This is a genomic window from Adlercreutzia shanghongiae, from assembly GCF_035830635.1.
In the GTDB taxonomy this organism is placed as follows: domain Bacteria; phylum Actinomycetota; class Coriobacteriia; order Coriobacteriales; family Eggerthellaceae; genus Adlercreutzia; species Adlercreutzia shanghongiae.
Genome location: NZ_JAYMFI010000007.1, coordinates 109201 through 132120, shown reverse-complemented (window position 1 = coordinate 132120; position 22920 = coordinate 109201). Strand labels below are relative to the sequence as shown.

Sequence of the window (22920 nt, the reverse complement as noted above, 5' to 3'; positions counted from 1 at the left end):
GGTTTGCAAGCTGGCGGCGCCTTTAGTTGGTCATCAGCGCCGCGGCAATGTCGCCGGAGGTGGAAGAAGCCGGTTCCCAGGTGTCGTCAACCTTCGTGTAGTTGATGGTAATCGGCTGCGTGGCGGCAAGCTCCACGCCGTCGAGGGAGCCGATGACGATCTCACCGATCCTCTGGTTGATCTCGTCGCTGGAGAGCGCCGCCAGCGAATCGGGGTCGGCGGTGATTTCCTGGACGGCCTGCTCGAGCGCAGCCTGGTAGCCTGTGTAGCTCTTGCAGGTGAGCGTGATCTGGGCCGTGGCGGTATCTCCGTCTACCGTGATGGAGTCGATGGCGTAGTTGAACCCATCGAGATAGGACTTCATGAACTCGGTGCCATCGATGCCGTAGACCGACAGCTGGCTCATGTTAATGGACTCGTTGAACTCGCTGACGAAAGCGTCGTCGATGTTCTTGATGCTGTCCAGTTCGGAAGTCAGCGAGGCACGAATGACATCTTCATCAGTCTGGCCGCCCGCACAACCGCTGAGAGAGACCATTCCGAAGGAGAGAGCCAAAACAGCCACCAGAGCAGCCAAAACTCCCTGTATAGTTGATCGAGAAATTAATTTTACATAACCCATATTATCAGCCTTTCTTATTACGGTATCTAAAAAGATGCGCCTATTGTAGCGTATTGGGTTTGCTTTAGCCCCATGCATTGCCGCCGTTTGAGGGCTGGGAGACGGTCGCTCCCTCGCCGAGGATGGCGCTGAAGTCTCCGGTCTGCATAGCCTCCAGGAGAACGGGCATCATGAGCGCGACGCCAATGGCGTTGATGATGAGCGCTGCCGCGCCTACGACGATACCTAGAATGGCCGTTTGGCGCAGTGCCATGGCAAAGTTGCGCTGGGAGTCGTTTATGACGGGCAGTAGCCTTCTTACTTTCAAGAACGAGATAATGCCGCACACGAGCGCGACGGTGCTGAGTGCCATGCCTCCCAAAATAAACGAGACAGGCCCTGCGATGGTGGCTACAGTGGAAAGCGTGCGGGCAGATTTCAAATCGGCCTCGATGAGCGCTCGCTGCTGGTCTTGGACCAACTGCCCGTTAGGGTCAGTGTTCTGCAGCGCATTCGAGGGCTCTTGTGGCGCCTCCGGCTGCTGAGGGGCTTCGGTGTTTTGCTCGTTGTGCTCGCTCATAGTTGGCTCGATTCTAAGAAACGCCGCTGCTGCCGAAGCCTTGGGCGCCTCGATCGCTGTTTGGCAGTGCTGAAATGTTATGTAAAGTGATAGAGGGGGTAGCTACAATCATCATCTGCGCGATGCGTTCCCCCTTTTTGAAGGAGAATGATTCATGGGGGTCGAGATTGACGAGGGCGACCTTGATCTCTCCGCGATAGCCGCTGTCTACCAGTCCCGGTGCATTCACGATGGAGATGCCGTGCTTGGCGGCCAAGCCGCTTCGCGGGATGACGAGGCCGGCAAAACCGTCGGGAATGGCCATGGCGAAGCCGCAGGGCACCAAAGCACGCTCAAAGGGCTTCAGTTCCCCATCTTCGGCGGCGCGTAAATCGAGGCCGGCATCGCCTGGATGGGCATAGGAAGGCGCCGGAAGCGCTTCGTCGAGCCGCTGTATCATCACATCCATGATTCTTACCCCAAGTCCTTCAAGGCCTCGGAGAACTCCTCGACGTTCTGGAAGTCCTTGTAGACGCTGGCAAAGCGGATGTAGGCTACGTCGTCGAGGCCGGCAAGGCGCGCAAGCACCATGTCGCCGAGATCGCGCGAGCGAATCTCGTTGCGCTGGCCGGAGCGAAGTTCGGATTCAATACTCGAGATGAGGTTGTCGATCTTCTCCGGAGTGATGGGGCGTTTCGCGCAGGCGATGAGCAGACCGCGCATAAGCTTCTGTCGATCGAAGACCTCCGATGAGCCGTCGGCTTTCGTGACGAGAATGGGGTTTTCGGCGATGCGCTCGTAGGTGGTGAAACGCATGCCGCATTCCAGGCATTCGCGACGACGCCTGATGGAGGCGCCTTCGTCGGCCGAGCGCGAGTCGACGACTTTCGATTCAAGGTAGCCGCATGAAGGACAGCGCATGGGTTCTCCTTCTCTGATTGGTGAGTTGATTACCTATGATACCCTACCTAGTCAAAACCTCTCCCCTCTTCAAAACATTGCTACCTTCGCGACATCGGATGAGGCGCGACTTAGGCGAAGAAGATGAGAAACGAGGCAATGGTGCTGAGAGCGAAGGCGATGGGAAATTCATAGCGTGCCATTTTTTACTCCTGACCTCTTGCGTAGAACCTTTGTTCGCAGTTATAATAGAGCGAACAAAGGTTCACGTCAAGAGATTTTAGAAACAAATGTACGCTTTATTTGAAAGGACGCTCTATGACCCAGAAAGTGACCAAGCGACAGCAGGCGGTTCTCGACTGCATTGAAGCGTGCATTCGCGAGAAGGGCTATGGCCCTACCGTGCGCGAGGTGTGCCAGACGTTGGGCCTCTCCTCCCCCTCCACGGTCCATGTGCATCTGAAGGCGCTGGAGGATAAGGGCTTTATCAAGCGCGACCCCCTGAAGTCCCGCTCCATTGCCCTCACCTACCCCATCGAAGAAGTGCCCTCCCCCTCCACGGCGTTTGCGGCTGCCTACAGCAAGCTCGTCAACGTGCCGCTCGTGGGCAATGTGGCCGCGGGCTCCCCCATCCTCGCCGAGGAGAACATTACCGACACTATTACGTTGCCCACTGATATCGTGGGCGATGCTCCCTCCTTCATGCTTTCGGTGCGCGGCGAGTCCATGATCGAAGCCGGCATCAACGACGGCGATTACGTGGTGGTCAAAGAGCAGCCGGTGGCCAACAATGGCGATATCGTGGTGGCCATCATCGACGACGGAGCCACGGTGAAGCGTTTCTATCGAGAGGCCGACCATATCCGTCTTCAGCCCGAGAACTCCACCATGGAGCCCATCATCACCACCAACTGCGCTATAGCGGGCAAAGTGGTTGCCGTGTTCCGGCGCCTCTAGCTCCGTTTTGCTCCCCGGTAAGCGACAACGGCCCCGATTGAGATCGGGGCCGTTGTCGCTTTGTCGGGGGCATTGGCTTACACGTCGTCGGAGGCGAGGTAGCCGGAGAAGGCGCTAGCGAAAGCTGGGGCAGCGAGCATCTGGATGCGCGTCCCCTCTGCCTCGTGGCTCTCGGTGACGATGTGGCAGCGCTCGTGGGCCAGCGAGACCAGATCGCCGCGCTGGTAGGGTATCAACACATCGAGCTTCGTGTCTGTCGCCGACGCCGCTTGGGCGATGGCGCCGATGAGGACGTCTATGCCCGCTCCCGTGCGCGCCGAGACGAACTGAGCGTGAGGGAAGCGCCGATTGAGCCCGGCGAACATGTCGGCATCGAGCAGATCGCACTTGTTGAACACCGTTATCGTCGGAATCTTCTGGGCGCCGATCTGGTCGAGCACTTCGTGCACGGCGTCGATTTGAGGCTCGAACTCCGGCGATGAGGCATCGACCACATGCAGGATGAGGTCTGCGCCCGTGATCTCGTCCAGGGTGGACTTGAAGGCCTCCACGAGCGTTGTCGGCAGCTTCTGGATAAAGCCGACGGTATCGGTGATGGTGACCTCGCGGCCTTCGGGCAGCTCGAACTTACGTGTCGTGGAATCGAGGGTTGCAAAGAGCTTGTCGTAGCTGAGAACCTCTGAGCCCGTCAGGCGGTTGATCAGCGAGCTTTTTCCCGCATTGGTGTAGCCGGCGAGGGCCACCTTGAACATGCCGCTGCCGTAACGGCTCTCGCGCTGCAGCGAGCGAACACTGGAGAGATGCTCCAATTCGCGACGAATGCTCGTGATGCGCTTGCGCACCATGCGGCGGTCGACCTCGAGCTGGCTTTCGCCCTCACCGAAGCGCGAGCCCACGCCGCCGCCCATTCGATTCGAGGCAAGGTGGGCCCACATGCCGCGCAGACGCGGGTAGAGGTACTGGTTTTGGGCGAGACGCACCTGCAGGCGTCCCTCCTTCGAGGTGGCATGCAGCGCGAAGATGTCAAGAATGAGCGCCGTTCGGTCGATGACCTTCACGGACTTGTCCATGATCTTCTCGAGATTCGCCTGCTGCGAGGGCGTAAGCTCATCGTCGAAGATCACTAGATCCGCTTCGGTTGCCCGCGCCAACTCGGCGATCTCCTCGGCCTTGCCCGAGCCGACGAAGGTGCGGGGGTTCGGCGATTCGAGACGCTGCGTTGTGGTGGCCACTGCATCGGCCCCGGCGGTATCGGCCAGGCGCGCGAGCTCGGCAAGGGACGATTCCAGGGGCCAGGCGAGTCCTGGACGGTCGACCCCGACAAGGACGGCGCGCTCGCGACGCTCTTCGGCCATGGTGGCCGGACCTTTTTGGATTACGGATTCGTATTCAGTCATAGAAGATGCTCCTTATGCGGTAACGACAGATAGCCCCTCAAGGGGTAGTAGGAAAAAAGTATCAGTCGTTACAGGCGCATGAGCATCACTCCTTAAACGGGGCACGCAGCGGTGCCGCGAAACGCTCGCTATGATATCACAGTTGCGCGAGAATCTCGTTCGCTACCTGTTCCGCGTCTCCTTCATTGGCGTTAATCCAGCGGATGCGCTTGTCGCGCCTGAACCACGTGCGCTGTCGCTTTCCATAGCGGCGTGTGGCGAGCTTGATGGCTTCGATGGCCTCATCCAGCGTGCAGCGCCCCTCGAGGGCCTCGACGATTTCCTTGTAGCCGATGGCCTGAGGTGCTGTGACGCCCTGGCGAAAGCCGCTGGAGAGAAGGTCGCGCACTTCCTCCACCAAACCTGCCTTGATCATGGCATCGACTCGCGCGTTAATGCGGGCGTTGAGCACTTCCGGGTCAACCGAGAGCCCGAATTGAACAGCGGGAACGAAGGGCGCCACCGAGGAGAGGCGCTCCTTCTGATCCGCGTAGGATTCCCCTTCCTCCAGCATTTCGAAGGCGCGAATGACGCGGCGCACGTTGTTGGGGTGAAGCGCGGCAGCGCTGCGGGGGTCGCGCTTTTCGAGCTCGTCCCAGAGCGCTTGGGCCCCATGCTGCTTGGCGAAGGCCGTCCACCGTTCGCGAACGGGGTTTGCCACCTGGTCCCCTTTGGGAAACGAGAAATCGTCGAGGGCCGCTTGCACGTAGAGCCCGGTGCCGCCGCAGAGCACCGCCCGCTTGCCCCGGCGGTCGATGTCGGCGAACGCATCGCGCGCATAGGCTTGGAAGAGCGCCGCAGAATAGGGCTCGCCGGGGTCGACGAGGTCGAATCCGTGGTGCGGCACGCGCTGCTCGCAGACCGGGAGCTTGCCGGTGCCGATGTCCATGCCACGATAGATCTGCATAGAATCGGCGCTCACCACCTCGCCGCCGATCCGCTCGGCCACGATTTGGGCGGCATCGGTCTTGCCCGAGGCCGTCGGCCCTACAAGGGCGATGACCGGCGCGGAGATATCAAGCATCGACGACCGTGCCCGACAGGTACCAGGTTCTCGCCTCTTCGATGCGCACTGGAACCATCGAGCCGATAAGGGCCGCCGCATCGATGCCGGAGGGAATGGGAGCGTGAACCGTTTGGTTCTTGGGACTCTTGCCGGCGAGGATGGCGCCATCGCGCTTCGAGGTGCCCTCCACGAGCACATCGACGACGGTGCCGAGCTCGGCTTGGTTCGCCTCAAAGGCCTTGCGCTGCACCAAATCGACAAGGCGGTCGAATCGGTCCTGGATGACCTCGCGGGGCGTATCGTCTTCCATCTCGGCGGCCGGCGTGCCCTCGCGCTTGGAATAGATGAACGTGAACACCTGGCTGTAGCCCACTTCCTCAACGAGGCGGTAGGTCTCCATGAAGTCCGCTTCGGTCTCACCGGGAAAACCTACGATGATGTCGGTGGACAAGGCGATGTCGGGGCGCACCGCGCGCAGCTTCTCGATAAGGGACAGGTAGCGCTCGCGGGTGTAGCGCCGGTTCATGGCTTCAAGGATGCGGTTGGAGCCCGATTGCACGGGAAGATGGAGCGCCGGCATGAGCGAGCGAAGGGTGCCGAACCGCTCGATGACCTCATCGGTGAGGTCCTTAGGGTGGCTCGTGGCGAAGCGAAGCCGCTCGATGCCCGTCGCGTCTACCGCATCGAGCACGTCAACGAAACGGGGCTCGCCGTAAAGGTCGCGCCCGTAGGAGTTCACGTTTTGGCCGAGCAGGGTGATCTCCTTCACGCCCGCCTCGACGTAGCCGCGCGCCTCTTGGGCGATGTCCTCCAGCTTGCGCGACTTCTCGCGGCCGCGCACGTAGGGAACGATGCAGTAGGAGCAGAAGTTGTTGCAGCCTACGGTAATGGGAAGCCATGCGGCCCAGGCATGCTCGCGGGCCGTGGGCAGATCGGACGAGAACGCTTCTCCCGCCTCAAGCACCTCAGACGCGCGGTCGTGGCGCTCGATGGCGCGTCTGAGCAGTCCCGGCAGCGAGCCGAGGTTGTGGGTGCCGAAGACCACATCAAGGTGCGGCAGAGCCTTAAGGAGCTTTTCGCCGTCGCGCTGGCCGATGCAGCCGCCAACGGCGCTGTAGCGCTTGCCCAGCGGCGAGCCCTCGCGCAAGGGAATGTTCTTCATGGAGGCAACCTGCCCGTAGAGGCGCGTGTCGGCGGCCTCGCGCACGCAGCAGGTCATGAACACGACCAGGTCGGCTTCCTCGATGGTCTCTACCGGAAACGAGCCGAGGCCCTCGAGCATGCCGCTCACGCGCTCGGAGTCGTGCTTGTTCATCTGGCACCCGAAGGTGTGAATGCAGAAGGTGGTCCCTTCGAAGACGCTGCTCATCGGATTTCGCCCCTAAAGCGCCGCAACCGCTTCGGGGGCTACGACAGCCGCGCTGTGGCGGGGCTCCACGGCAAAGCGGATGGCCGTACGGTACTCGCCGTCGATCACGATGTCGGCGAAGGAGGGGATGCAGCAGATTTCGATGCCCACCGGCGAGAGGAATCCGCGCGAGATGGCAACGGCCTTGACTGCCTGGTTGACAGCTCCCGCGCCCACAGCCTGTATCTCCACCGAAGCGCCGTCCTTGATCATGCCGGCAATGGCGCCGGCCACAGAGGCGGGGGAAGATTTCGAAGATACTTTGAGACACCCGATGGCGGGTTTGGATTCGGTGGTAGGCACAGCGCGTCCTTGTCGTTTGTGGTGCGGTTCTTCTCTGAATGTGGTTCGTTTCATGCCGGACGCCCGAGGGCTCCGACGTCGATCGCTCATTTTACCCGTTGGGCAGAGCGGGTGCAACAGCGCAGAGGAGCTAAGGCATCCTCCGTATGGGAACGGTGATGCGGATGGCCTCGGCGTTGACGGAGATGTCGGCCTGCCCGGCTGCTTCCAGGTAATACCCCTCGACGATGGGCTCCATCAGGCGGGCGACACCGCGGCGAAGGGCCTCGGCGTCCTCGGGGGCCAGCTTCAGGCCGCGCGCTCGTCCTCGAGCGCCGGGGACGGGCTTTTCGCGCGAAGGGGCAGCGGGAAACGACTCGTTGGCCATGCGATCGGTGAGATTTTCCAAGGGCGCTATGGCCCCATCGAGGATGCGTCGCGCCGAGCGCTCTGATAAGGGAAGCCCCATGGCCTCGCAGCGCTCGCTCAGATCCGCAGGATCGGAGGCGAGGGCAAGCCGCTTCACGAAGGAAAGGTCGAGGCCCTGCCCCCCAAAGGCGCGCACTGCCGGCGAGAGCGACGCGGCGCCCCTGTCGTAGAGCGTGGCCGCCACTTCGACGGGCGTCCCGGTGAACACCTCGCAATCGCCTCGATGTTCCAGGGCGAATTCCGCGGTGGTGCGCAGGATGTTCTTCGGTCCGCGCATGGCCCAGGCGCCCGACGACTCCCGCTCGAATCGGGGAAACGTCGATTGGTCGGTCTTCTCCCCCAGCCTTGTGGCGTCCGTCGTCACCGACAGGCAGGTGCCGAGGTTCGGGGCCGATTGCAGCACGCTGGCCTCTTCGGCGTTCACGGAGATGGAGAACAGCGCCATGCCGCGCCCGTGCATGCCCCACTTGTCCATATGGGCGCTGTCGAGCTTGGAGGTGACGCGGGGCTCGAACACGCGCTCGTGCAAAGCCTCGGGGATGCCCGCGCCGTCGTCGATGACCGTGAGCAAGCGCCGCTCCCCCACCTTTTGCGTGGCAAGGAAGATGTGCCGAGCCCCGGCGTCGCGGGCGTTGCGCAGAAGCTCGATGACGATATCCTCGCTCGATCGGATGTCTTGGGCTGCTTGGCGCCGCTCGGCCTCTGAGGACCTTAGACGGACGAAGCCGTCCCCGAGGTCTGCTTCGACCCGGAGACGGCTCTCGCCGCATACGTCGTCTATGAATTCCGTGAGTGCTTCGTCGGCCATGGCTTATTTGGCGTAATCCACCGCGCGGCTCTCGCGAATGACCACGACCTTGACCTGGCCGGGATACTGCATCTCGTTTTCGATCTGCTGGGCGATGTCGTGAGCGAGCACGACCGAGGCGGACTCGTCCACCACCTCGGGCTCTACCATGACGCGGACCTCGCGGCCGGCCTGGATGGCATAGGTGCGCTCGACGCCCTTATGGGAGTTGGCGATCTCCTCGAGCTTCTCGAGGCGCTTCACGTAGGCGTCGAGGGTCTCCTTGCGGGCTCCGGGGCGAGCGGCGGAGACGGCGTCGGCAGCCTGGATGAGCACGTCCACCACGGAATTGGGCTCGATGTCGTTGTGGTGAGCCTCGATGGCATGGACGATTTCGGGGCGCTCTCCGAAGCGACGGGCCAAATCGGCGCCGATGACGGCGTGGCTGCCCTCGACCTCGTGATCGACGGCCTTGCCCAAATCGTGCAGCAGGCCCGCGCGCTTGACCGGGATGGGGTCGAGGCCGAGCTCCGAGGCCATGACCGAGGCCAGGTAGGCGACCTCGAGGGAGTGGTTCAGCACGTTTTGGCCGAAGGAGGTGCGGTAGCGGAGGCGACCGAGGGTGTTCACCAGCTCGGGGTGCAGATCGTGGATGCCGGCATCGAAGGTGGCCTGCTCGCCGGCCTCCTGGACGCGCTGGTTCACGAGCTTGACCGCCTTGTCGTACATCTCTTCGATGCGGGCCGGGTGGATGCGACCGTCGGCGATGAGGTTCTCCATGGTGACGCGGCCGATCTCGCGGCGAACCGGGTCGAAGCAGGAGATGGTGACGCACTCCGGCGTATCGTCGATGATGAGGTTCGTTCCCGTGAGCTGCTCGAAGGAGCGGATGTTGCGGCCCTCGCGGCCGATGATGCGGCCCTTGAGGTCGTCGGAGGGAATGTGGATGGTGGAGACCGTGGACTCGGCGGAGTGGTCGGCGGCCACGCGCTGGATGGCGAGGCTCAAGATCTCGCGGGCCTTTTTGTCGGCCTCGGCCTTGGTGCGCGTCTCCGCATCGCGGATGATGACGGCGGATTCGCGGGTGACCTCGTCGTGAATGGTCTCCAGCAGCTCCTCCTTGGCTTCCTGGGGGCTCATGCCGGCGGCGCGCTCGAGAGCCTGGTTGATCTCGACCTGGGCCTCGTCGCGATGGCGCTGGATGGCGTTCTCGGCCTCCTCCACATCGCGCTCGCGGCGTTCGACCTGGCCCTGAAGAGAAGAGAGCTGGTGCTCGCGGGCGTCAAGGGACTCCACGCGACGATCGAGCGATTCCTCGCGCTGAGAGAGCGTCTCCTCGCGCTGGGCTATGCGGTTTTCCGCCGAGCGGACCTCGCGCATGCGCTCCTTGTTCTCCTGCTCCATCTCCTGCTTATAGCGAAGAGCCTCGTCCTTGGCCTCTACAGCGGCTTCACGTCGCAGCGTCTCGGCTTGCTTTTTGGCATCCTCCACCAGGCTCGCCGCTTCGCGGGCGGCGTTCTTGGTGGAGGAGCTGGCAATGAGTCGATTGACGATGAAACCGAGGACAAGGCCGATGACGATTGCGACAATCACGAAGACAATTGTGACGATATCCATGGCCGTTTCCTCCTTTCATCTGGGCTTTCATGCCCATTCGATGTCATAAAAAATGCCCGTGGCCGGGCATGAGCATAGTTGCGCAAAGATACGAGGACTATGGAATTCTCTATCTTAAATGCCCTTGAGGGCCGTATGCTCTTAAGCCACGCAGGATAGTATAGCGTATGGCCGTGGCTTTCGACAGACGCAAAGGAGTAAAGTCATGAATGGTCCCGAGAGTCGCCTTCCCGCTCGCGCTCCTCGTACCACTGGCGGGCGGCGCATGAGGCGATATCGGTGGCAAACCCCTGATTCACAAGGCGGCGAAACGCGGCCTCGCGCGCCTGCTTCGCCCGGGGCGGACGGCGACGCAGCGCCGTAAGGGCGCGCTGCACCTCGAAGTCGCGCCCTTGCTCGTGGTGCTCTATCCAGGCATCGAGGGACGCGGGGTCGATGCCGAGCTCGGCGATTTCCCGCTCGGCATCGCGCAGTCCCTTGCCCGCCGTAAGTCGCATGCGGATAAGGGCGTCGGCGTAGCGCCGGTCGTCGACGATGCAGACGCGCGCGGCGCGGGACAGGGCCTCCTCCACGTCCGCCGGAGCGAAATCGTCTTTGAGGAGGCGATCTCGAAGGTAGGCGCTCGAGCGTTCCCGAACGGACACCCAGCGCAGTATTCTCCGATAGGCCATATCGGCTGTTTTATCGGCGGCCCCCTCGTTTTCCGAAGCCGCATCGTGCCCTGCGCGCTCCCCCATCCGGCCATTGCCCAACTCGAATGCGCTTGGTGCAAGCACGGTGCGGGCGTGTTGGTCGCGAGGCTCGGGCGAAGAGAAGCGATCGCTTCGGGAGTCGGGCGCGCTCTGCCCAGCCTCGAGGGCGGCGATATCCGCCCTGAGCGAGGCAAGTATGGCAGCTTTATCGGGCATGGGCGGCTATTTCTTCTTGCCGGATTTGGGCGCCGGCGCGAACGACTCGTTTTCAGCGGGACGTTCGATGATGGGAATCTCGTAGGCCTCGCGCACCTTGCCCTCGAGCTCCTCGCGCAAATCGGGGTTCTCCTTAAGAGTCTGCTTGGCGGCCTCGCGTCCCTGCCCCAAGCGCTCCTCGCCGTAGGTGTACCAGGCGCCGGATTTCTTGGCCACGCCGCATTCCACGGCCATGTCGACGATGCAGCCCTCGCGGGAGATGCCCTCGCCGTACATGAGGTCGAACTCTGCCTGGCGGAAGGGAGGGGCCACCTTGTTCTTAACCACTTTGGCGCGCACGCGGTTGCCGACCACGTCGCCGTTCTGCTTGATGGAGTCGATGCGGCGGATATCGATGCGGACGCTGGAGAAGAACTTGAGCGCGCGGCCGCCGGTGGTTGTCTCGGGGTTGCCGAACATGACGCCGATCTTTTCTCGAAGCTGGTTGATGAAGATGCAGGTGGTGTTCGATTTAGAGAGCGAACCGGCGAGCTTGCGCAGGGCCTGGGACATAAGGCGGGCCTGAAGGCCGACGGTGGTGTCGCCCATCTCGCCCTCGATTTCTGCGCGCGGCACGAGTGCTGCCACCGAGTCGACGATGACGCAATCGATGGCTCCGCTGCGCACGAGCATATCGCAGATCTCGAGGGCCTGCTCCCCCGTATCGGGCTGGGAGATGAGCACCTCGTCGATATCGACGCCGATGCGCGCGGCGTAGACCGGATCGAGGGCATGCTCGGCATCGATGAAGGCGACGATCCCGCCGAGCGCCTGGGCCTCGGCGAGTATCTGCAGGGCCAGCGTGGTTTTGCCGCTGGACTCCGGACCGTAGATCTCGATGATGCGCCCGCGCGGGACGCCTCCGATGCCGAGCGCGGCATCGAGGGGCAGAGCACCGGTGGGAATGACGCCGATGTTCAGGTCGGCACCGCCTTCGCCCAAGGTCATGATGGAGCCCTTGCCGAACTTCGACTCAATTTGGTCGGTGGTGAGTTTAAGCATCTTTTCTTTGTCTTCGTTCATGACCTCTCCTTGTCTGGCTTAGGCGAACAAATGGCCTATTTAGCTCTATTATACGAACAAACGTATGCGCGTCAAGCGAAATTCTCTATAAATATAATGCTCGGTTGGCGCGCTTTATCAGCCTAGGAGCGCAGAACCGCGGAAATGACGCGGGGATTTCCCGTTGCGAACCTCCCCGCATTCGCTTCTCCCGCGCTTGATAGTCGCAAGAGGGCCTCCCCGTTTGCCCCGTCGCCACCTCTAGCGCGAAGAAGCAAGGGCCTCGTCTATGATGCGCAGCGCGGTCAGCACGGTCTGAAGGCGCACCGCTTCCCGTCCGCCTTCGAACTGGTAGCGCTTGGCGTGGGTCTCTCTCGCGGTTGCGCAGCCGATCCACACGGTGCCCACGGGCTTGTCCGGCTCGGCCCCACCGGGGCCGGCGATGCCCGTGACAGAGACGGCCACATCGCAGCCGATCTCGCGCAGGGCTCCGCGGGCCATCTGCAGGGCCACCAGCTCGTCGACCGCCCCTTGAGTGGCCAAGACGTCCTTGGAAACGCCGAGCACCTCGTTTTTCACCTCGTTCGCATAGCTCACGATGCCGCCCCTTACCGCCGAGGAGGAGCCCGGGACAGAGGTGAGCATGGCGGAGATGAGGCCGCCGGTGAGGCTTTCGGCCGTGCCCACGGTCAGCTGGCGCGCCGCGGCCCGCTCGACGACGATGCGCGCCTGCTCGTCGATGGCCTTCTGAAGAGCGGCAACCTCGGTGGGCGCCGGCTTTGCCGTCTCCGCCTCGGACGGTGCGCTGTGCTGGGCGGAGCCGCCTTTGAGAAGATGGCGCGCTTTAACGAGGTAATCGAGCATGGACATGATGGTGAGGATGAGCGCGATGATCATGACGGCCCAGGAGAGCACGAACATGGGGTTGGTGAAGGCGCCGGCCGCCGTGCTGAATGTGAGTGTGTCCTTGAGCAAGAACAGCACGATGGCGATGATCTGGAACACCGTCTTGGCCTTGCCGTACCAGCTGGCCGCGATGACGGTGCCCTTGCTGGCGGCCACCATGCGGATGCCCGAGACGATGAACTCGCGCGCCAGAATGATGAGCACCGGCCAGCCGGGCAGCACCGAGAGCTCTACCAGGGCGATGAGCGCCGCTGTTACCAAGATCTTATCGGCCAGAGGGTCCATGAACTTGCCGAAATCGGTCACCTCTCCGCGACTGCGGGCCAGATAGCCGTCGAGCCAGTCGGTGCAGGAGATGAGGATGAAGATGCCGGCGGCGATGAGGCACTTGGCCTCCATGGTGATATCGGGCAGCCCGACCCATTCGGGCCAGGGACTCAAGATGGCGAGCACGAACACCGGCACCAGGCAGATGCGGATGAGCGTGACGATGTTCGCCGGCGTCCAGAGCTTGTCGGGCGCCGTGGGCTGGATGGTGGTCATGGCCTAGTCGCCCTCCATTTCATAGAGCAACGTGTCGATGATGGTGGTTTGAACGATATCGCCGGGCTCGCCATGGTGGATGTAGGTCACGCCGTCCACGTCGGGCGCCTGGCACTGGGCGCGGCCGAAGAGCTGACCGTCCTCTTCGGTGCCCTCCACGAGCACGGACGCTGTCTGGCCGATGCGCTCGGCGATGCGCGGCCCGCAGGCGGCATCCGCGGCGTCGCGCAGGATCTGCGCCCGCTCCGCTTTCTCGTCTTCGTCCACTTGGTCGGGCAAATCGAAGGCGGCCGTCCCCTCTTCGCGGGAATAGGGAAAGACGCCGATGTAGTGGAACAGCCCCTCGGAGACGAATTCGAGCAGCTCTTCGAACTGCTCTTCGGTCTCGCCGGGAAAGCCGGCGATGAGGGTCGTGCGCAAGGTGATGCCGGGCACGGCGGCCTCGATGCGCTCGATGAGGCCGCGGAACTTCTCGGCGCTGCCGGCGCGGTTCATGGCGCGCAGAACCGGTGCGCTCACATGCTGGAGCGGAATGTCCAAGTACGAGCAGACGTTTTCCCGCGCCGCCATGACAGCGAGCAGCTCGTCGGTGATGCCCTCGGGCTGCAGGTACATGACGCGGAACCAGGTATCGGGATGGGCCTTTGCCAGTTGGTCGACGAGCCATGCGAGGTCGCGGCCTTCGGGGAGGTCGGCGCCCCAGCGGCCCGTATCTTGCGCGATGAGGACAATCTCATGGGCGCCCTCGGCGATCTCCCGCGCCACATCGGCGGCAATCTGCTCGAAGGCGAAGCTGTGGTAGCGGCCGCGAATGAAGGGAATGGTGCAGTAGGAGCAGAACCGGTCGCAGCCATCGGAGATCTTCACGTAGGCGAAGCTGCGCGAACCGGTCGTATCCGCGACCCCAGCGGCGCTTCGCTCAGGGGCGGGCCCTACAAGGCCCTCGACGATGGCCACGATATCGTCCTCGCGGCTGCAGGGCACAAAGGCGCGCGCCTCGGCGAGCTCGCAGGCCAAATCCTCGCCGTAGCGCGCAGGCATGCAGCCGGCCACGATGAGCGGCGCGGCTCCCGCCTCTACCTTTGGGAGAGCGGCCGCCTCGAAGATGGCATCGATGCTCTCCTCGGTGGCCGCCTGGATGAAGGAGCAGGTGTTCACGATGACGGCGTCGGCCGCAGACGCATCCTCGACGATCTGGTAGCCCGCCGCAGAAAGACGCCGCGCCATAGCGGCGGAATCGACCTCGTTCTTCGCGCACCCCATGGTGATGAGGCACACGGCGGGAGCGGCGATAGCGCTGGTAGCGGTGCTCACGGAATGCCCTAGCGGTAGTTGACGTACTGCAGGGGCTGGCCGTAATCCTGGCCGCGCAGATAAGCGATGACCTCCTGGAGCGTATCGCGCGAAGGCGAGCTCACGCGCAGCTTGTCGCCCTCGATGGTCACCTTGCACTTGAGCTTCTGGGCCTTGATGTCCTTGTTTATCTTGCCGGCCGTTTCCTTGTCGATGCCGTTGACCACCGTGGCCACGCGGCGCACGCCGCCGCCCGAAGAGGCGATGGCGTCGCCCCATTTGACGGCCGTAAGCTCGATGCCGCGCTTAATGAGCTTGCTGCCGATAACGTCGATGACCTGGGAGGCCACGAAATCGGCCGGAGCCGTCACCGTGAGCGTGCCAGTGTTTTTATCCAGGGAAAGCTCGGCGCCGGAGTCCTTCAGGTCATAGCGCTGGGAAAGCTCCTTGCGCGCCTGCTGGAAGGCGTTGTCCACCTCCTGCATATCAACGGTGGACACGACATCGAAGCTGGATTCTTTAGCCATAAGATGGTCAGCCTTTCTAGGTGGGGCCCTTAGGCCTCGTCGGAATTGTCCTCGTCGGAAGAGCTGCCGGTCGCCTCATCGTCCGATGAGTCGGAAGCGCCCTCCCCGCTTGAAGCGTCGTCCTCTCCCCCATCGTCGGAGGACGGGTTGTCGGTTGTGGAAGCGCCGGCTACGCCGTTCTCGCGCTTCCAGTCCTCGAGCACTTGCTCGAAGTTGACGGTATAGGTGTAGACGCCGCGGCCGTTCTCGTCTTTGGCCTCGACCTCTTTGCCGTCAACGGAGATCTTGACCGCCTCGGGCTCATCGCCAGACAGGATGAACTTGAGCGAGTCGGTGACGTTGAAGTCCTCGGTCTTCGGGCCGGTGACGGTGCCGGCCTCCACGGTCTTGCCGTCGAGGGACACCTCGATATAGGCCTCGACGCCCTCGGGGACCGTGTAGGTGAATTTCGCGCTGGTCGGCGCCACGGGCTGCTGGGTCGGGGTTTGGCTGTCGGTTTGCGCAGAGGCGCCCGTATCGGTGCCGGCCGGGTTCTGCATACCGGAGATGGGCACCGTGGGCACGTCGCTTTCTGGAGTGGCGCGATTGCCGAAGGCCAGCACGATGACGAGCACGAGCAGGCCCACGATGATGGCCCCGATGATGACCAGGGGCAGAAAAGAGCCCAGATTGGCCACGATGCCCGGGGCCTGGCGACCCTGGACGAGGTTCGTGTACTGGGGCTGGGGCGCCGGCGCGCGTCCGTTGCGCGAGGAGGACGACCCGTAGCCGGACCGGCTCGTGCGGCCCGCGCTGGAATAGTCGTCGCGATAGGAGCTGCGCGAAGAGGCGCCGCGGTTGGAGGGAAGCGCCACGGTGCGGCCGTCTCCCCGCCCGCGCTCGCCGCGGCCCGTGACCGGGCGGCGTCCCGTCTCGAACTGGTAGGCCTCGTCGCGGTAGGCCCGGGTGACCTCCGTCGGGTTGAGCCCCACCAATCGCGCGTAGGCCCCTACCATGTTCGACGTGTATCCGCGGGGAGGCATGCGAGCGAAATCGCTCTCTTCGATAGCGCGCAGGATGTCGGGGCGGATGCGCAGCTTGCGGGCGGCCGTGGACAAATCCATGCCCTTGCGCTCGCGCGCGCTTGCCAGCATATCGCCGAATGATGTCTGTCTCGCCACGTTGGTCTCCTCCGTGTCGGTATCCCGTGCTTCCCGAGGGTCGGCGCGGGCGCTATTCCAGGTTGTCTGTGGCCTCGAAGGCCTTCAGCGTCTCAAGTTCCATTTGGTCGACGAGCACCTCGCGCGGGCGGCTTCCGTTAGCCGGTCCCACGATGCCCTTTTCTTCCAATTGATCCATTATACGTCCAGCTCGGGCGTAACCGACCTTCAGGCGGCGCTGAAGGTTGCTCGTAGAGCCCAAATCGCTTGAAACCACCACATCGGCAGCCTCCCACAGAAGCGGGTCGTCGGCCTCGGAGCCGCCCTCACCCGCGGGAGAGGAGTCGCCGAGGGTCACCACGTTGGTCTTCAGGATCTCGCTGTGGTACTCCGGCTCGCCCTGGGCCTTCAGGTGGGCCACCACGGCGGCGATCTCCTCGTCGGACACGTAGGGACCCTGAACGCGTACGGGCTTGGGGTACTCGGGCATGCCGATGAGCAAATCGCCGTGGCCGATGAGGTTCTCAGCGCCCGTTGAGTCCAGGATGACGCGCGAGTCGATGCCGGAGGCCACGGTAAGTCCGATGCGGCAGGTGATGTTCGCCTTGATGAGACCTGTGACCACGTTGGTGGACGGACGCTGGGTGGCGATGATGAGGTGGATGCCGGCGGCGCGGGCGAGCTGGGCGATGCGGCTGATGGAGAACTCCACTTCCTTGCCAACGTTCATCATGAGGTCGGCAAGCTCGTCGATGACGATGACGATATAGGGGATGGGCTCGCCGTAGGGGTTCTCGGGAGGCTCCTCTCCCGCCTTGGCTGCCGCTTCGTCAGCCGCCTGGGCCGCCCGAGCCTTCTCGTTGAAGGAGATGATGTTGCGCACGCCGCATTTCGAGAACATTTTCAGGCGCCGCTCCATCTCGGCCACGGCCCAGGAAAGGGCGCTCGACGCCTCGCGGCACTCGGTGACCACGGGAACGTAGAGGTGCGGAATGCCCTCGTAGGGGGCGAACTCCACGCGCTTGGGGTCGACCATGATGAAGCGCACCTCGGCGGGGGTCGCCCGCATGAGGATGGACATGATCATGCCGTTGACCTCGACGGACTTGCCCGAACCGGTCGTGCCGGCGATGAGCACGTGGGGCATTTTCGCGAGGTCGTGCACGATGGAGTGGCCCTCGACGTCCTCGCCGATGGCCACCTGCAGAGGACCGGGGCCGGCCGAGGCGAGCACGTCGGGCAGATACACCATCTGCCGCTTGCGGTTGGGCACCTCGATGCCCACATAGTTGGTGCCGGGGATGGGGGCGAAGATGCGCACGCCGGGGGCCGCGAGAGCCAGAGCGATGTCGTCGGTGAGGTTGGTGACCTTGCTCACGCGCACGCCGGAGGGCAGATCCACTTTGAAGAGCGTGACGGTGGGGCCCTCCACCCAGCCGACGACCTCGGCCATGACGCCGAAGTCCTCAAGGGTGCCCTGCAGCTCGCCGGCCACCTCGCGCAGCTCCTCCTCGGTGGAGCCGCGGCGAGCGCCGCCGCCCGTGGAGAGCAGGTCCATAGGCGGCAGCTGGAAGCCGTCCTTCGAAACCGGCTGGGCCGGCGCCTTCTTCTTGGGCGGCGTCTTCTTGCGCACGGGTTTCGTCTCGGCCGAGGTGCGCTCGGCCTTATCGGCCTCATGGCGCTTGCGTCCGAGCTTGCGGGTCATGGGGGCGGCGGGCTCGGCTGCCGAGATATCCTCCACCTCGGCCACGTCGCGCGGGTCGGGCGCCTGGATGGGCACGAGAGTGCCGGTGTTCTGGCCGCCCAGCTGGCGGGTCACCGCCGCGCCGTCGAAGTTGGCACTGCGGCCGCGGCGCCGGGGCTCCTCGCCCAGCGAGATGCGGGCGGTGGGCGCCTGGGGATGCGCGCTTGTCATATCCAGCGAGTCGGCCACGGTGGAAAGCGGCGTGCCCTTCTTGCCGCGGCGCACCGAGCCCAAAGAATCGGGCACGAGCGAGGCGAGGCCCTCGCCATCGAGGTCGTAGCGGGCGCGCACCTTCTCGAGAAACGCGGAGATGGAAAAGCCGATGATGATGACGCCGGCTATAGCCACTCCGATGAGCAGGATGCCCGAGATGACCGGGCCGAACAGCGTAAGGCCCACCCAGGCCAGCGCCGCGCCCACATACCCGCCATGGGTCACGAGCGCTATGCGGTCGAACAGGGCCGCAGGCCCGATGCCCGTGGTGGGCGTGAACAGGGCGATGATGCCGAGCAGCGCCACCAAGATGAGCGACAGGCCCACGGTGATGCGCAGCGACATGCGCTCGGATTGCAAACGGTAGAGCACCGCGCCGCCGATGGCGATAAGGAAGAACGGCATGATGTAGCAGCCCACGCCAAAGACCACGTGGAGCGACTCCGACAGGAAATCGGTCACGATGGCCCCGGCCGGAGCTGCCGCGGCGATGAACAGCACGATGCCTAAAATAATGAAGCCCACGCCCACGATGTCGCGGCGCGTGCGCTCGTCTAGGATGCGCGGCTCGGCATCCACCGAGCGGCTGCGGGCAGCGGCCGATTTGCGCGTCCCGCTCTTGGACACATTCTCCGAGGCCTTCTTCGAGGGCGCCTTGGTGTTTTTGGAACCGGAAGTGCGAGCCACGATGCGCCTATACCTCCAGCAGGTTCACGACGACCATGGGGCGCTGCTTGGTGCGCTCCCACAAAAGCGAGAGCAACGCATCGCGGCCGGCCTTGCGCAGCTCTTTCGCGCCGCCGTCCTTGGAGAGGCACTTGCGTAGGGCGTTGCCGACCGTGGTCGCGGCCTCGTGGGCCAGATAGTAGTCGTCTCCGCCGGTGATGCCGTGCATGGAGACCTGCACCTCGCCCACCACCTTGCGGTCCTTCATGTTCACCGCCGCGGCCACCGAGGCGAAGCCCTGGTTGCCGAGGGTGTTGCGCTCGTCGAGCACGTCCTGGGACGTGTCGCCCACCGATAGGCCGTCCACGTAGACGATGCCCGAGGGCACGCCCTCACCGCGGGCCACGCCGCGAGCGGAGAGCTCCAGCGAGTCGCCGTTCTCCAAAACATAGATGTTGTCCGGATCCACCCCGGTGGCCTCGGCGAGCTTAGCATGGGCGCGCAGGTGGGTGGCCTCGCCGTGAACGGGCATGAAGTTCTTCGGCTTGGCAATGGACAGCATGATCTTGAGCTCTTCGGCGCCGGCATGCCCCGACACATGCACGCGGGCGCGGCTCTTGTCGTAGACGTCGGCGCCGATCTTGGCGAGCTGGTTGATGACGCGGGTGACGGCCTTCTCATTGCCGGGGACCGGCGTGGCCGAGATGATGACGGTGTCGCCCTCCTCGATCTCGATGGTCTTGTGCTCGCCGTTGGCGATGCGCGCCAGCGCCGAGAGCGGCTCGCCCTGGCTGCCCGTGCACATGATGACCACCTGCTCGGGCGGGATGCCCTTTAGATCGTAGGCGTCGATGAGGTTGTCGTCGGAGATGTTCAGGTAGCCGAGGCGACGGGCGATATCGGTATTCTGGATCATGGAGCGACCCGTGACGACCACCTTGCGGCCGTTTTTCACCGCCGCATCGCAAATCTGCTGCATGCGGTGAATGTGGCTGGCGAAGCTCGCGATGATCACGCGGCCCTTGGCCTGGGAGATGATCTGCGCGAGCGTCTTGCCCACCTCGGCCTCGGAAGGCGTGAAGTTCGGGTTCGTTGCGTTGGTGGAGTCGCTCATCATAAGGTCGATGCCCATCTCCGAGAAGCGCGCGAGCGCCCCGAAGTCGGTGGTGATGCCGTCGATGGGCGTCTGATCGAGCTTGAAGTCGCCGGTGTGCAGCACGTTGCCCGCCGGACTCTGCAGAAATAGGCCCACAGCGCCGGGGATGGAGTGGTTCACGGCGAAGAAATCCACGGTGAAGCAGCCGAGCTTGACCTCGTCGCCGGGCTTGATCTCGATGAGCTTGGCGTTCTTCACGCGATGCTCGGCGAACTTGCCCTCGATAAGGCCCAAGGTGAGCTTGGTGGCGTAGATGTTCACCGTGCGGTCGAGGTCCTTCAAAAGATAGGGCAGCGTGCCGGTGTGGTCCTCGTGGCCATGGGTGATGACGATGCCGCGCAGCTTATCGGCGTTCTCCAGCACATAGGTGTAATCGGGCAGGATAAGGTCGATGCCCGGATGGTCGTCGTCGGGAAACATGAGGCCAGCATCGTCTAAGATCATGTCGCCGTTGCACTCGAAGGCCGTCATGTTCTTGCCGATGGCGTCCAGACCGCCCAGCGGGATGATCTTCAGCTTGGCGCGGGGGTCCTTGCCGGCCTTGGAGCCGCGTCGCGGCTTTTTGCCCGTATTCGGCGCCTCCTTGGCCGCGGCCTCTTCCCCACGGGAGAGCTGCGGGCGCTTGCGCTCGAGATTGACGCGCTTAAACGACGTGTTGTTCTTGCGGCGGTCGCCTCTCTTCTGCGGGCCCTTGCTGTTCGATCCGCTCTCCGCGCGACCGTTCTGCTTTTCTTGGTTGTCTTTGGTCAATTCTGTTCCTCTTTCTTAGGTATGCATTCGCAAAAACGCCGACCCGTGCTCTAACGGGCCGGCGTTGCTCGTTCACTTGCGCCCGAGGCTAGTCAAGTACGCCCACCTCGCGCATGATGGAGGCCAGACGCGCCGACTGTTCGGGCGTGGCGTCTACTAGAGGCAGGCGCACGCCGCCCACGGGGAAGCCGATAAGGCGCAGGGCCTCTTTCACGAGAATCGGGTTCGAAGTCTCGAACAGGCCCGTCATAAGGGGTAGCAGGGCCTCGTTGGCTGCCTTCGCCTCATCCCACTCGCCGCGTGCGGCCAAGTCAACGATGGCCTTCATGCGGTCGGGGGCCACGTTGCCGATGGTGGAGATGACACCGACGCCGCCCAAGGCCATGATATCGAGGGTGGCCGAATCGTCGCCGGAGTACACATCGAAGTCCGCGGGCGCGTTATCGATGATGTGCTTGATTTGCTCCATGTTGCCCGAGGCCTCCTTGATGGCCACGATGTTGTCGCAGTCGTGGGCCAGGCGCAGCGTGGTGTCGGCCTCCATGTTGATAGAGCAGCGCCCCGGGATGTTGTACAGGATGATGGGCATGTCCGTGGAATCGGCGATGGTCTTGAAGTGGCGGTACAGGCCCTCCTGGGGAGGCTTGTTGTAGTAGGGCACCACGCACATGAAGCCGCTGACGCCGAGCTTGCCGGCATCCTGGGCAAAATGCACCGTATCGGCGGTGCAGTTGTCGCCCACGTTCGCGATGACGGGGACGCGGCCGCGGACCGCGTGCACCACGGCACGGAACAGCTCGAGCTTCTGGGGGTAGAAGACCGTCGGGCTCTCGCCGGTGGTGCCGTTCACGATGATGGCATCGCTGCCGCCGACAACGAGGCGGTCGGCCAGCTCTTCGGCCCGGGCAAGATCGAGTTCGAGGTCGGCGTTGAACGGGGTGACCATGGCCGGAATCATGCGGCCGAAGCGAGGATCGCGCTTGAACTCCATGGAAGTGTCTCCTTAAACGTACGTCGGGGGCGCTTGCGCCCAGTCAACGCTCTATTATGCCATTGAAGGCCGCTTAAGGAAACGCAGGGGCCCGTAAGTTCGCCAAACGCACAACCTAACGGGCCCCAAGAGTGAGAGCGTTTTACGCCATGAAGGTTTCGAGACCGACGACGAGCCCGTCGCGCTCCCCCACGCTGCGGATGCCGAGCAGCACGCCGGGCATGTAGGAAGTGCGGTCCCACGAGTCGTGGCGAATCGTGAGCGTCTGGCCCAGAGAGCCGAAGATGACCTCCTGGCTGGCCACAAAGCCCATGGAGCGCACGGAGTGCACCGGCACGCCATCGACGAGCGCCCCGCGGGCGCCTTGTGCGCCGGGCATCTCCGTCTCGCGGCCGGGAGCCTCGCTCACCCGCGGAGCGCGGGCCTCGGCGATGATCTCGGCCGTGCGCACGGCGGTGCCGGAGGGCGCGTCCTTCTTGTTGCAATGATGGAGCTCGATGACCTCGGCTTCGGGGAAATAGGGAGCCGCAGCGCGGGCGAACTCCATCATGAGCACCGCGCCGGTCGTGAAATTGGGCGCATAGAACAGGCACGTGCCGGGCGCAGCTGAGGCGGCGAGTCCCTCCAAGGTCTCCCCCGAAAGCCCCGTGGTGCCCACAACGCAATCCACTCCCCGCGGCAGAGCCACGGACAGATTGCCCGCAACAACGTTCGGCTGCGTGAAGTCAACGAGCACGTCGACTTCCCTTGCGTCCAGGGCATCGGCCACGGTGCCGAACACCGGGAACGGGGCTTCTTTCGCGTTCGGATCGATGCCGCAGGCCACTTCCATATCGGGTGCGGCTGAAACCGCATCGACAACGGCAGATCCCATCCGGCCAGCATAGCCAGCCACAGCAACTTTAATCATTTCGAACTACTCCTTAGTTTCCAAAAGCGCAGCTAAGTAAGGGTACAGAGGAGATGCGGGGTGCTCTGACCGAGCGAATCAAGATACCCCGTGCCTCCGACCAGCGACATCTTCCAACAGGAATCTCAAAGAAGAAGAGCCGCAATCAGAG

The 22920-nt window shown here is 63.6% G+C and carries 21 protein-coding genes; 1 reads left to right on the top strand and 20 read right to left on the bottom strand.

The genetic code is table 11. The annotated features are described in order from the left end of the window. Positions 1 to 22: 22 nt before the first annotated feature. The 4 genes from VJ923_RS04525 to nrdR all read right to left on the bottom strand — a co-directional run bounded on the left by VJ923_RS04525 (position 23) and on the right by nrdR (position 2081). Positions 23 to 565, bottom strand: coding sequence for a hypothetical protein (locus tag VJ923_RS04525; protein ID WP_326438999.1), 543 nt, complete (start codon positions 563 to 565; stop codon positions 23 to 25). A 121-nt stretch (positions 566 to 686) separates the two neighbouring features. Further along, positions 687 to 1181, bottom strand: coding sequence for a hypothetical protein (locus tag VJ923_RS04520; RefSeq protein WP_326438998.1), 495 nt, complete (start codon positions 1179 to 1181; stop codon positions 687 to 689). A gap of 13 nt (positions 1182 to 1194) precedes the next feature. Beyond that, positions 1195 to 1629 carry a dUTP diphosphatase gene (dut, locus tag VJ923_RS04515; protein WP_326438996.1) on the bottom strand — a complete coding sequence of 145 codons (435 nt, stop codon included), beginning with the start codon at positions 1627 to 1629 and terminating at the stop codon, positions 1195 to 1197. A 5-nt stretch (positions 1630 to 1634) separates the two neighbouring features. Then, positions 1635 to 2081: a transcriptional regulator NrdR gene (gene nrdR, locus VJ923_RS04510; protein ID WP_326438994.1), complete on the bottom strand. Its 447-nt coding sequence runs from the start codon at positions 2079 to 2081 to the stop codon at positions 1635 to 1637. A gap of 297 nt (positions 2082 to 2378) precedes the next feature. Here nrdR and lexA point away from each other — a divergent pair, with 297 nt between their 5' ends. Then, positions 2379 to 3017: a transcriptional repressor LexA gene (lexA, locus tag VJ923_RS04505; RefSeq protein WP_326438992.1), complete on the top strand. Its 639-nt coding sequence runs from the start codon at positions 2379 to 2381 to the stop codon at positions 3015 to 3017. A 77-nt stretch (positions 3018 to 3094) separates the two neighbouring features. On the opposite strand, the gene hflX is transcribed toward lexA, so the two are convergent. The 16 genes from hflX to dapB form a co-directional block, all read right to left on the bottom strand. Continuing rightward, a complete protein-coding gene (hflX, locus tag VJ923_RS04500) occupies positions 3095 to 4414 on the bottom strand; it encodes a GTPase HflX (protein WP_326438990.1) in 1320 nt (439 codons plus the stop codon). A 136-nt stretch (positions 4415 to 4550) separates the two neighbouring features. Beyond that, positions 4551 to 5477 carry a tRNA (adenosine(37)-N6)-dimethylallyltransferase MiaA gene (gene miaA / locus VJ923_RS04495; RefSeq protein ID WP_326438988.1) on the bottom strand — a complete coding sequence of 309 codons (927 nt, stop codon included), beginning with the start codon at positions 5475 to 5477 and terminating at the stop codon, positions 4551 to 4553. Then, entirely contained in the window at positions 5470 to 6828 is a 1359-nt protein-coding gene (miaB, locus tag VJ923_RS04490; protein WP_326438986.1) for a tRNA (N6-isopentenyl adenosine(37)-C2)-methylthiotransferase MiaB, read from the bottom strand. Before miaB ends, miaA begins: the two co-directional genes overlap by 8 nt. A 12-nt stretch (positions 6829 to 6840) precedes the next feature. Continuing rightward, the gene (locus VJ923_RS04485; RefSeq protein WP_455423868.1) at positions 6841 to 7170 is read right to left on the bottom strand and encodes a stage V sporulation protein S; all 330 of its coding nucleotides are present in this window, start codon (positions 7168 to 7170) and stop codon (positions 6841 to 6843) included. A 130-nt stretch (positions 7171 to 7300) separates the two neighbouring features. Continuing rightward, complete coding sequence (locus tag VJ923_RS04480) at positions 7301 to 8386, bottom strand: ATP-binding protein (protein ID WP_326438984.1); 1086 nt, start codon at positions 8384 to 8386, stop codon at positions 7301 to 7303. 3 nt (positions 8387 to 8389) lie between these two features. Then, positions 8390 to 9982: a ribonuclease Y gene (rny, locus tag VJ923_RS04475; protein WP_326438982.1), complete on the bottom strand. Its 1593-nt coding sequence runs from the start codon at positions 9980 to 9982 to the stop codon at positions 8390 to 8392. A gap of 203 nt (positions 9983 to 10185) precedes the next feature. After that, positions 10186 to 10890, bottom strand: a complete 705-nt coding sequence (locus tag VJ923_RS04470) for a regulatory protein RecX (RefSeq protein WP_326438980.1) — start codon at positions 10888 to 10890, stop codon at positions 10186 to 10188. 6 nt (positions 10891 to 10896) lie between these two features. Further along, complete coding sequence (gene recA / locus VJ923_RS04465; RefSeq protein ID WP_326438978.1) at positions 10897 to 11952, bottom strand: recombinase RecA; 1056 nt, start codon at positions 11950 to 11952, stop codon at positions 10897 to 10899. A 240-nt stretch (positions 11953 to 12192) separates the two neighbouring features. Beyond that, a complete protein-coding gene (gene pgsA / locus VJ923_RS04460; RefSeq protein WP_326438975.1) occupies positions 12193 to 13380 on the bottom strand; it encodes a CDP-diacylglycerol--glycerol-3-phosphate 3-phosphatidyltransferase in 1188 nt (395 codons plus the stop codon). 3 nt (positions 13381 to 13383) lie between these two features. Next, positions 13384 to 14694, bottom strand: coding sequence for a 30S ribosomal protein S12 methylthiotransferase RimO (rimO, locus tag VJ923_RS04455; protein WP_326438973.1), 1311 nt, complete (start codon positions 14692 to 14694; stop codon positions 13384 to 13386). Positions 14695 to 14702: 8 nt separating this feature from the next. After that, a complete protein-coding gene (locus VJ923_RS04450) occupies positions 14703 to 15200 on the bottom strand; it encodes a YajQ family cyclic di-GMP-binding protein (protein ID WP_326438971.1) in 498 nt (165 codons plus the stop codon). A gap of 29 nt (positions 15201 to 15229) precedes the next feature. Then, positions 15230 to 16360 (bottom strand): helix-turn-helix domain-containing protein, encoded by a 1131-nt coding sequence (locus VJ923_RS04445; protein ID WP_326438969.1) that lies wholly within the window; start codon positions 16358 to 16360, stop codon positions 15230 to 15232. A 52-nt stretch (positions 16361 to 16412) separates the two neighbouring features. Continuing rightward, a complete protein-coding gene (locus VJ923_RS04440) occupies positions 16413 to 18983 on the bottom strand; it encodes an FtsK/SpoIIIE family DNA translocase (RefSeq protein ID WP_326438967.1) in 2571 nt (856 codons plus the stop codon). 7 nt (positions 18984 to 18990) lie between these two features. Then, a complete protein-coding gene (locus tag VJ923_RS04435) occupies positions 18991 to 20868 on the bottom strand; it encodes a ribonuclease J (RefSeq protein WP_326438965.1) in 1878 nt (625 codons plus the stop codon). 88 nt (positions 20869 to 20956) lie between these two features. After that, positions 20957 to 21859 (bottom strand): 4-hydroxy-tetrahydrodipicolinate synthase, encoded by a 903-nt coding sequence (gene dapA / locus VJ923_RS04430; protein ID WP_326438963.1) that lies wholly within the window; start codon positions 21857 to 21859, stop codon positions 20957 to 20959. A 142-nt stretch (positions 21860 to 22001) separates the two neighbouring features. Continuing rightward, positions 22002 to 22769, bottom strand: a complete 768-nt coding sequence (gene dapB / locus VJ923_RS04425) for a 4-hydroxy-tetrahydrodipicolinate reductase (RefSeq protein ID WP_326438961.1) — start codon at positions 22767 to 22769, stop codon at positions 22002 to 22004. Positions 22770 to 22920: the final 151 nt, after the last annotated feature.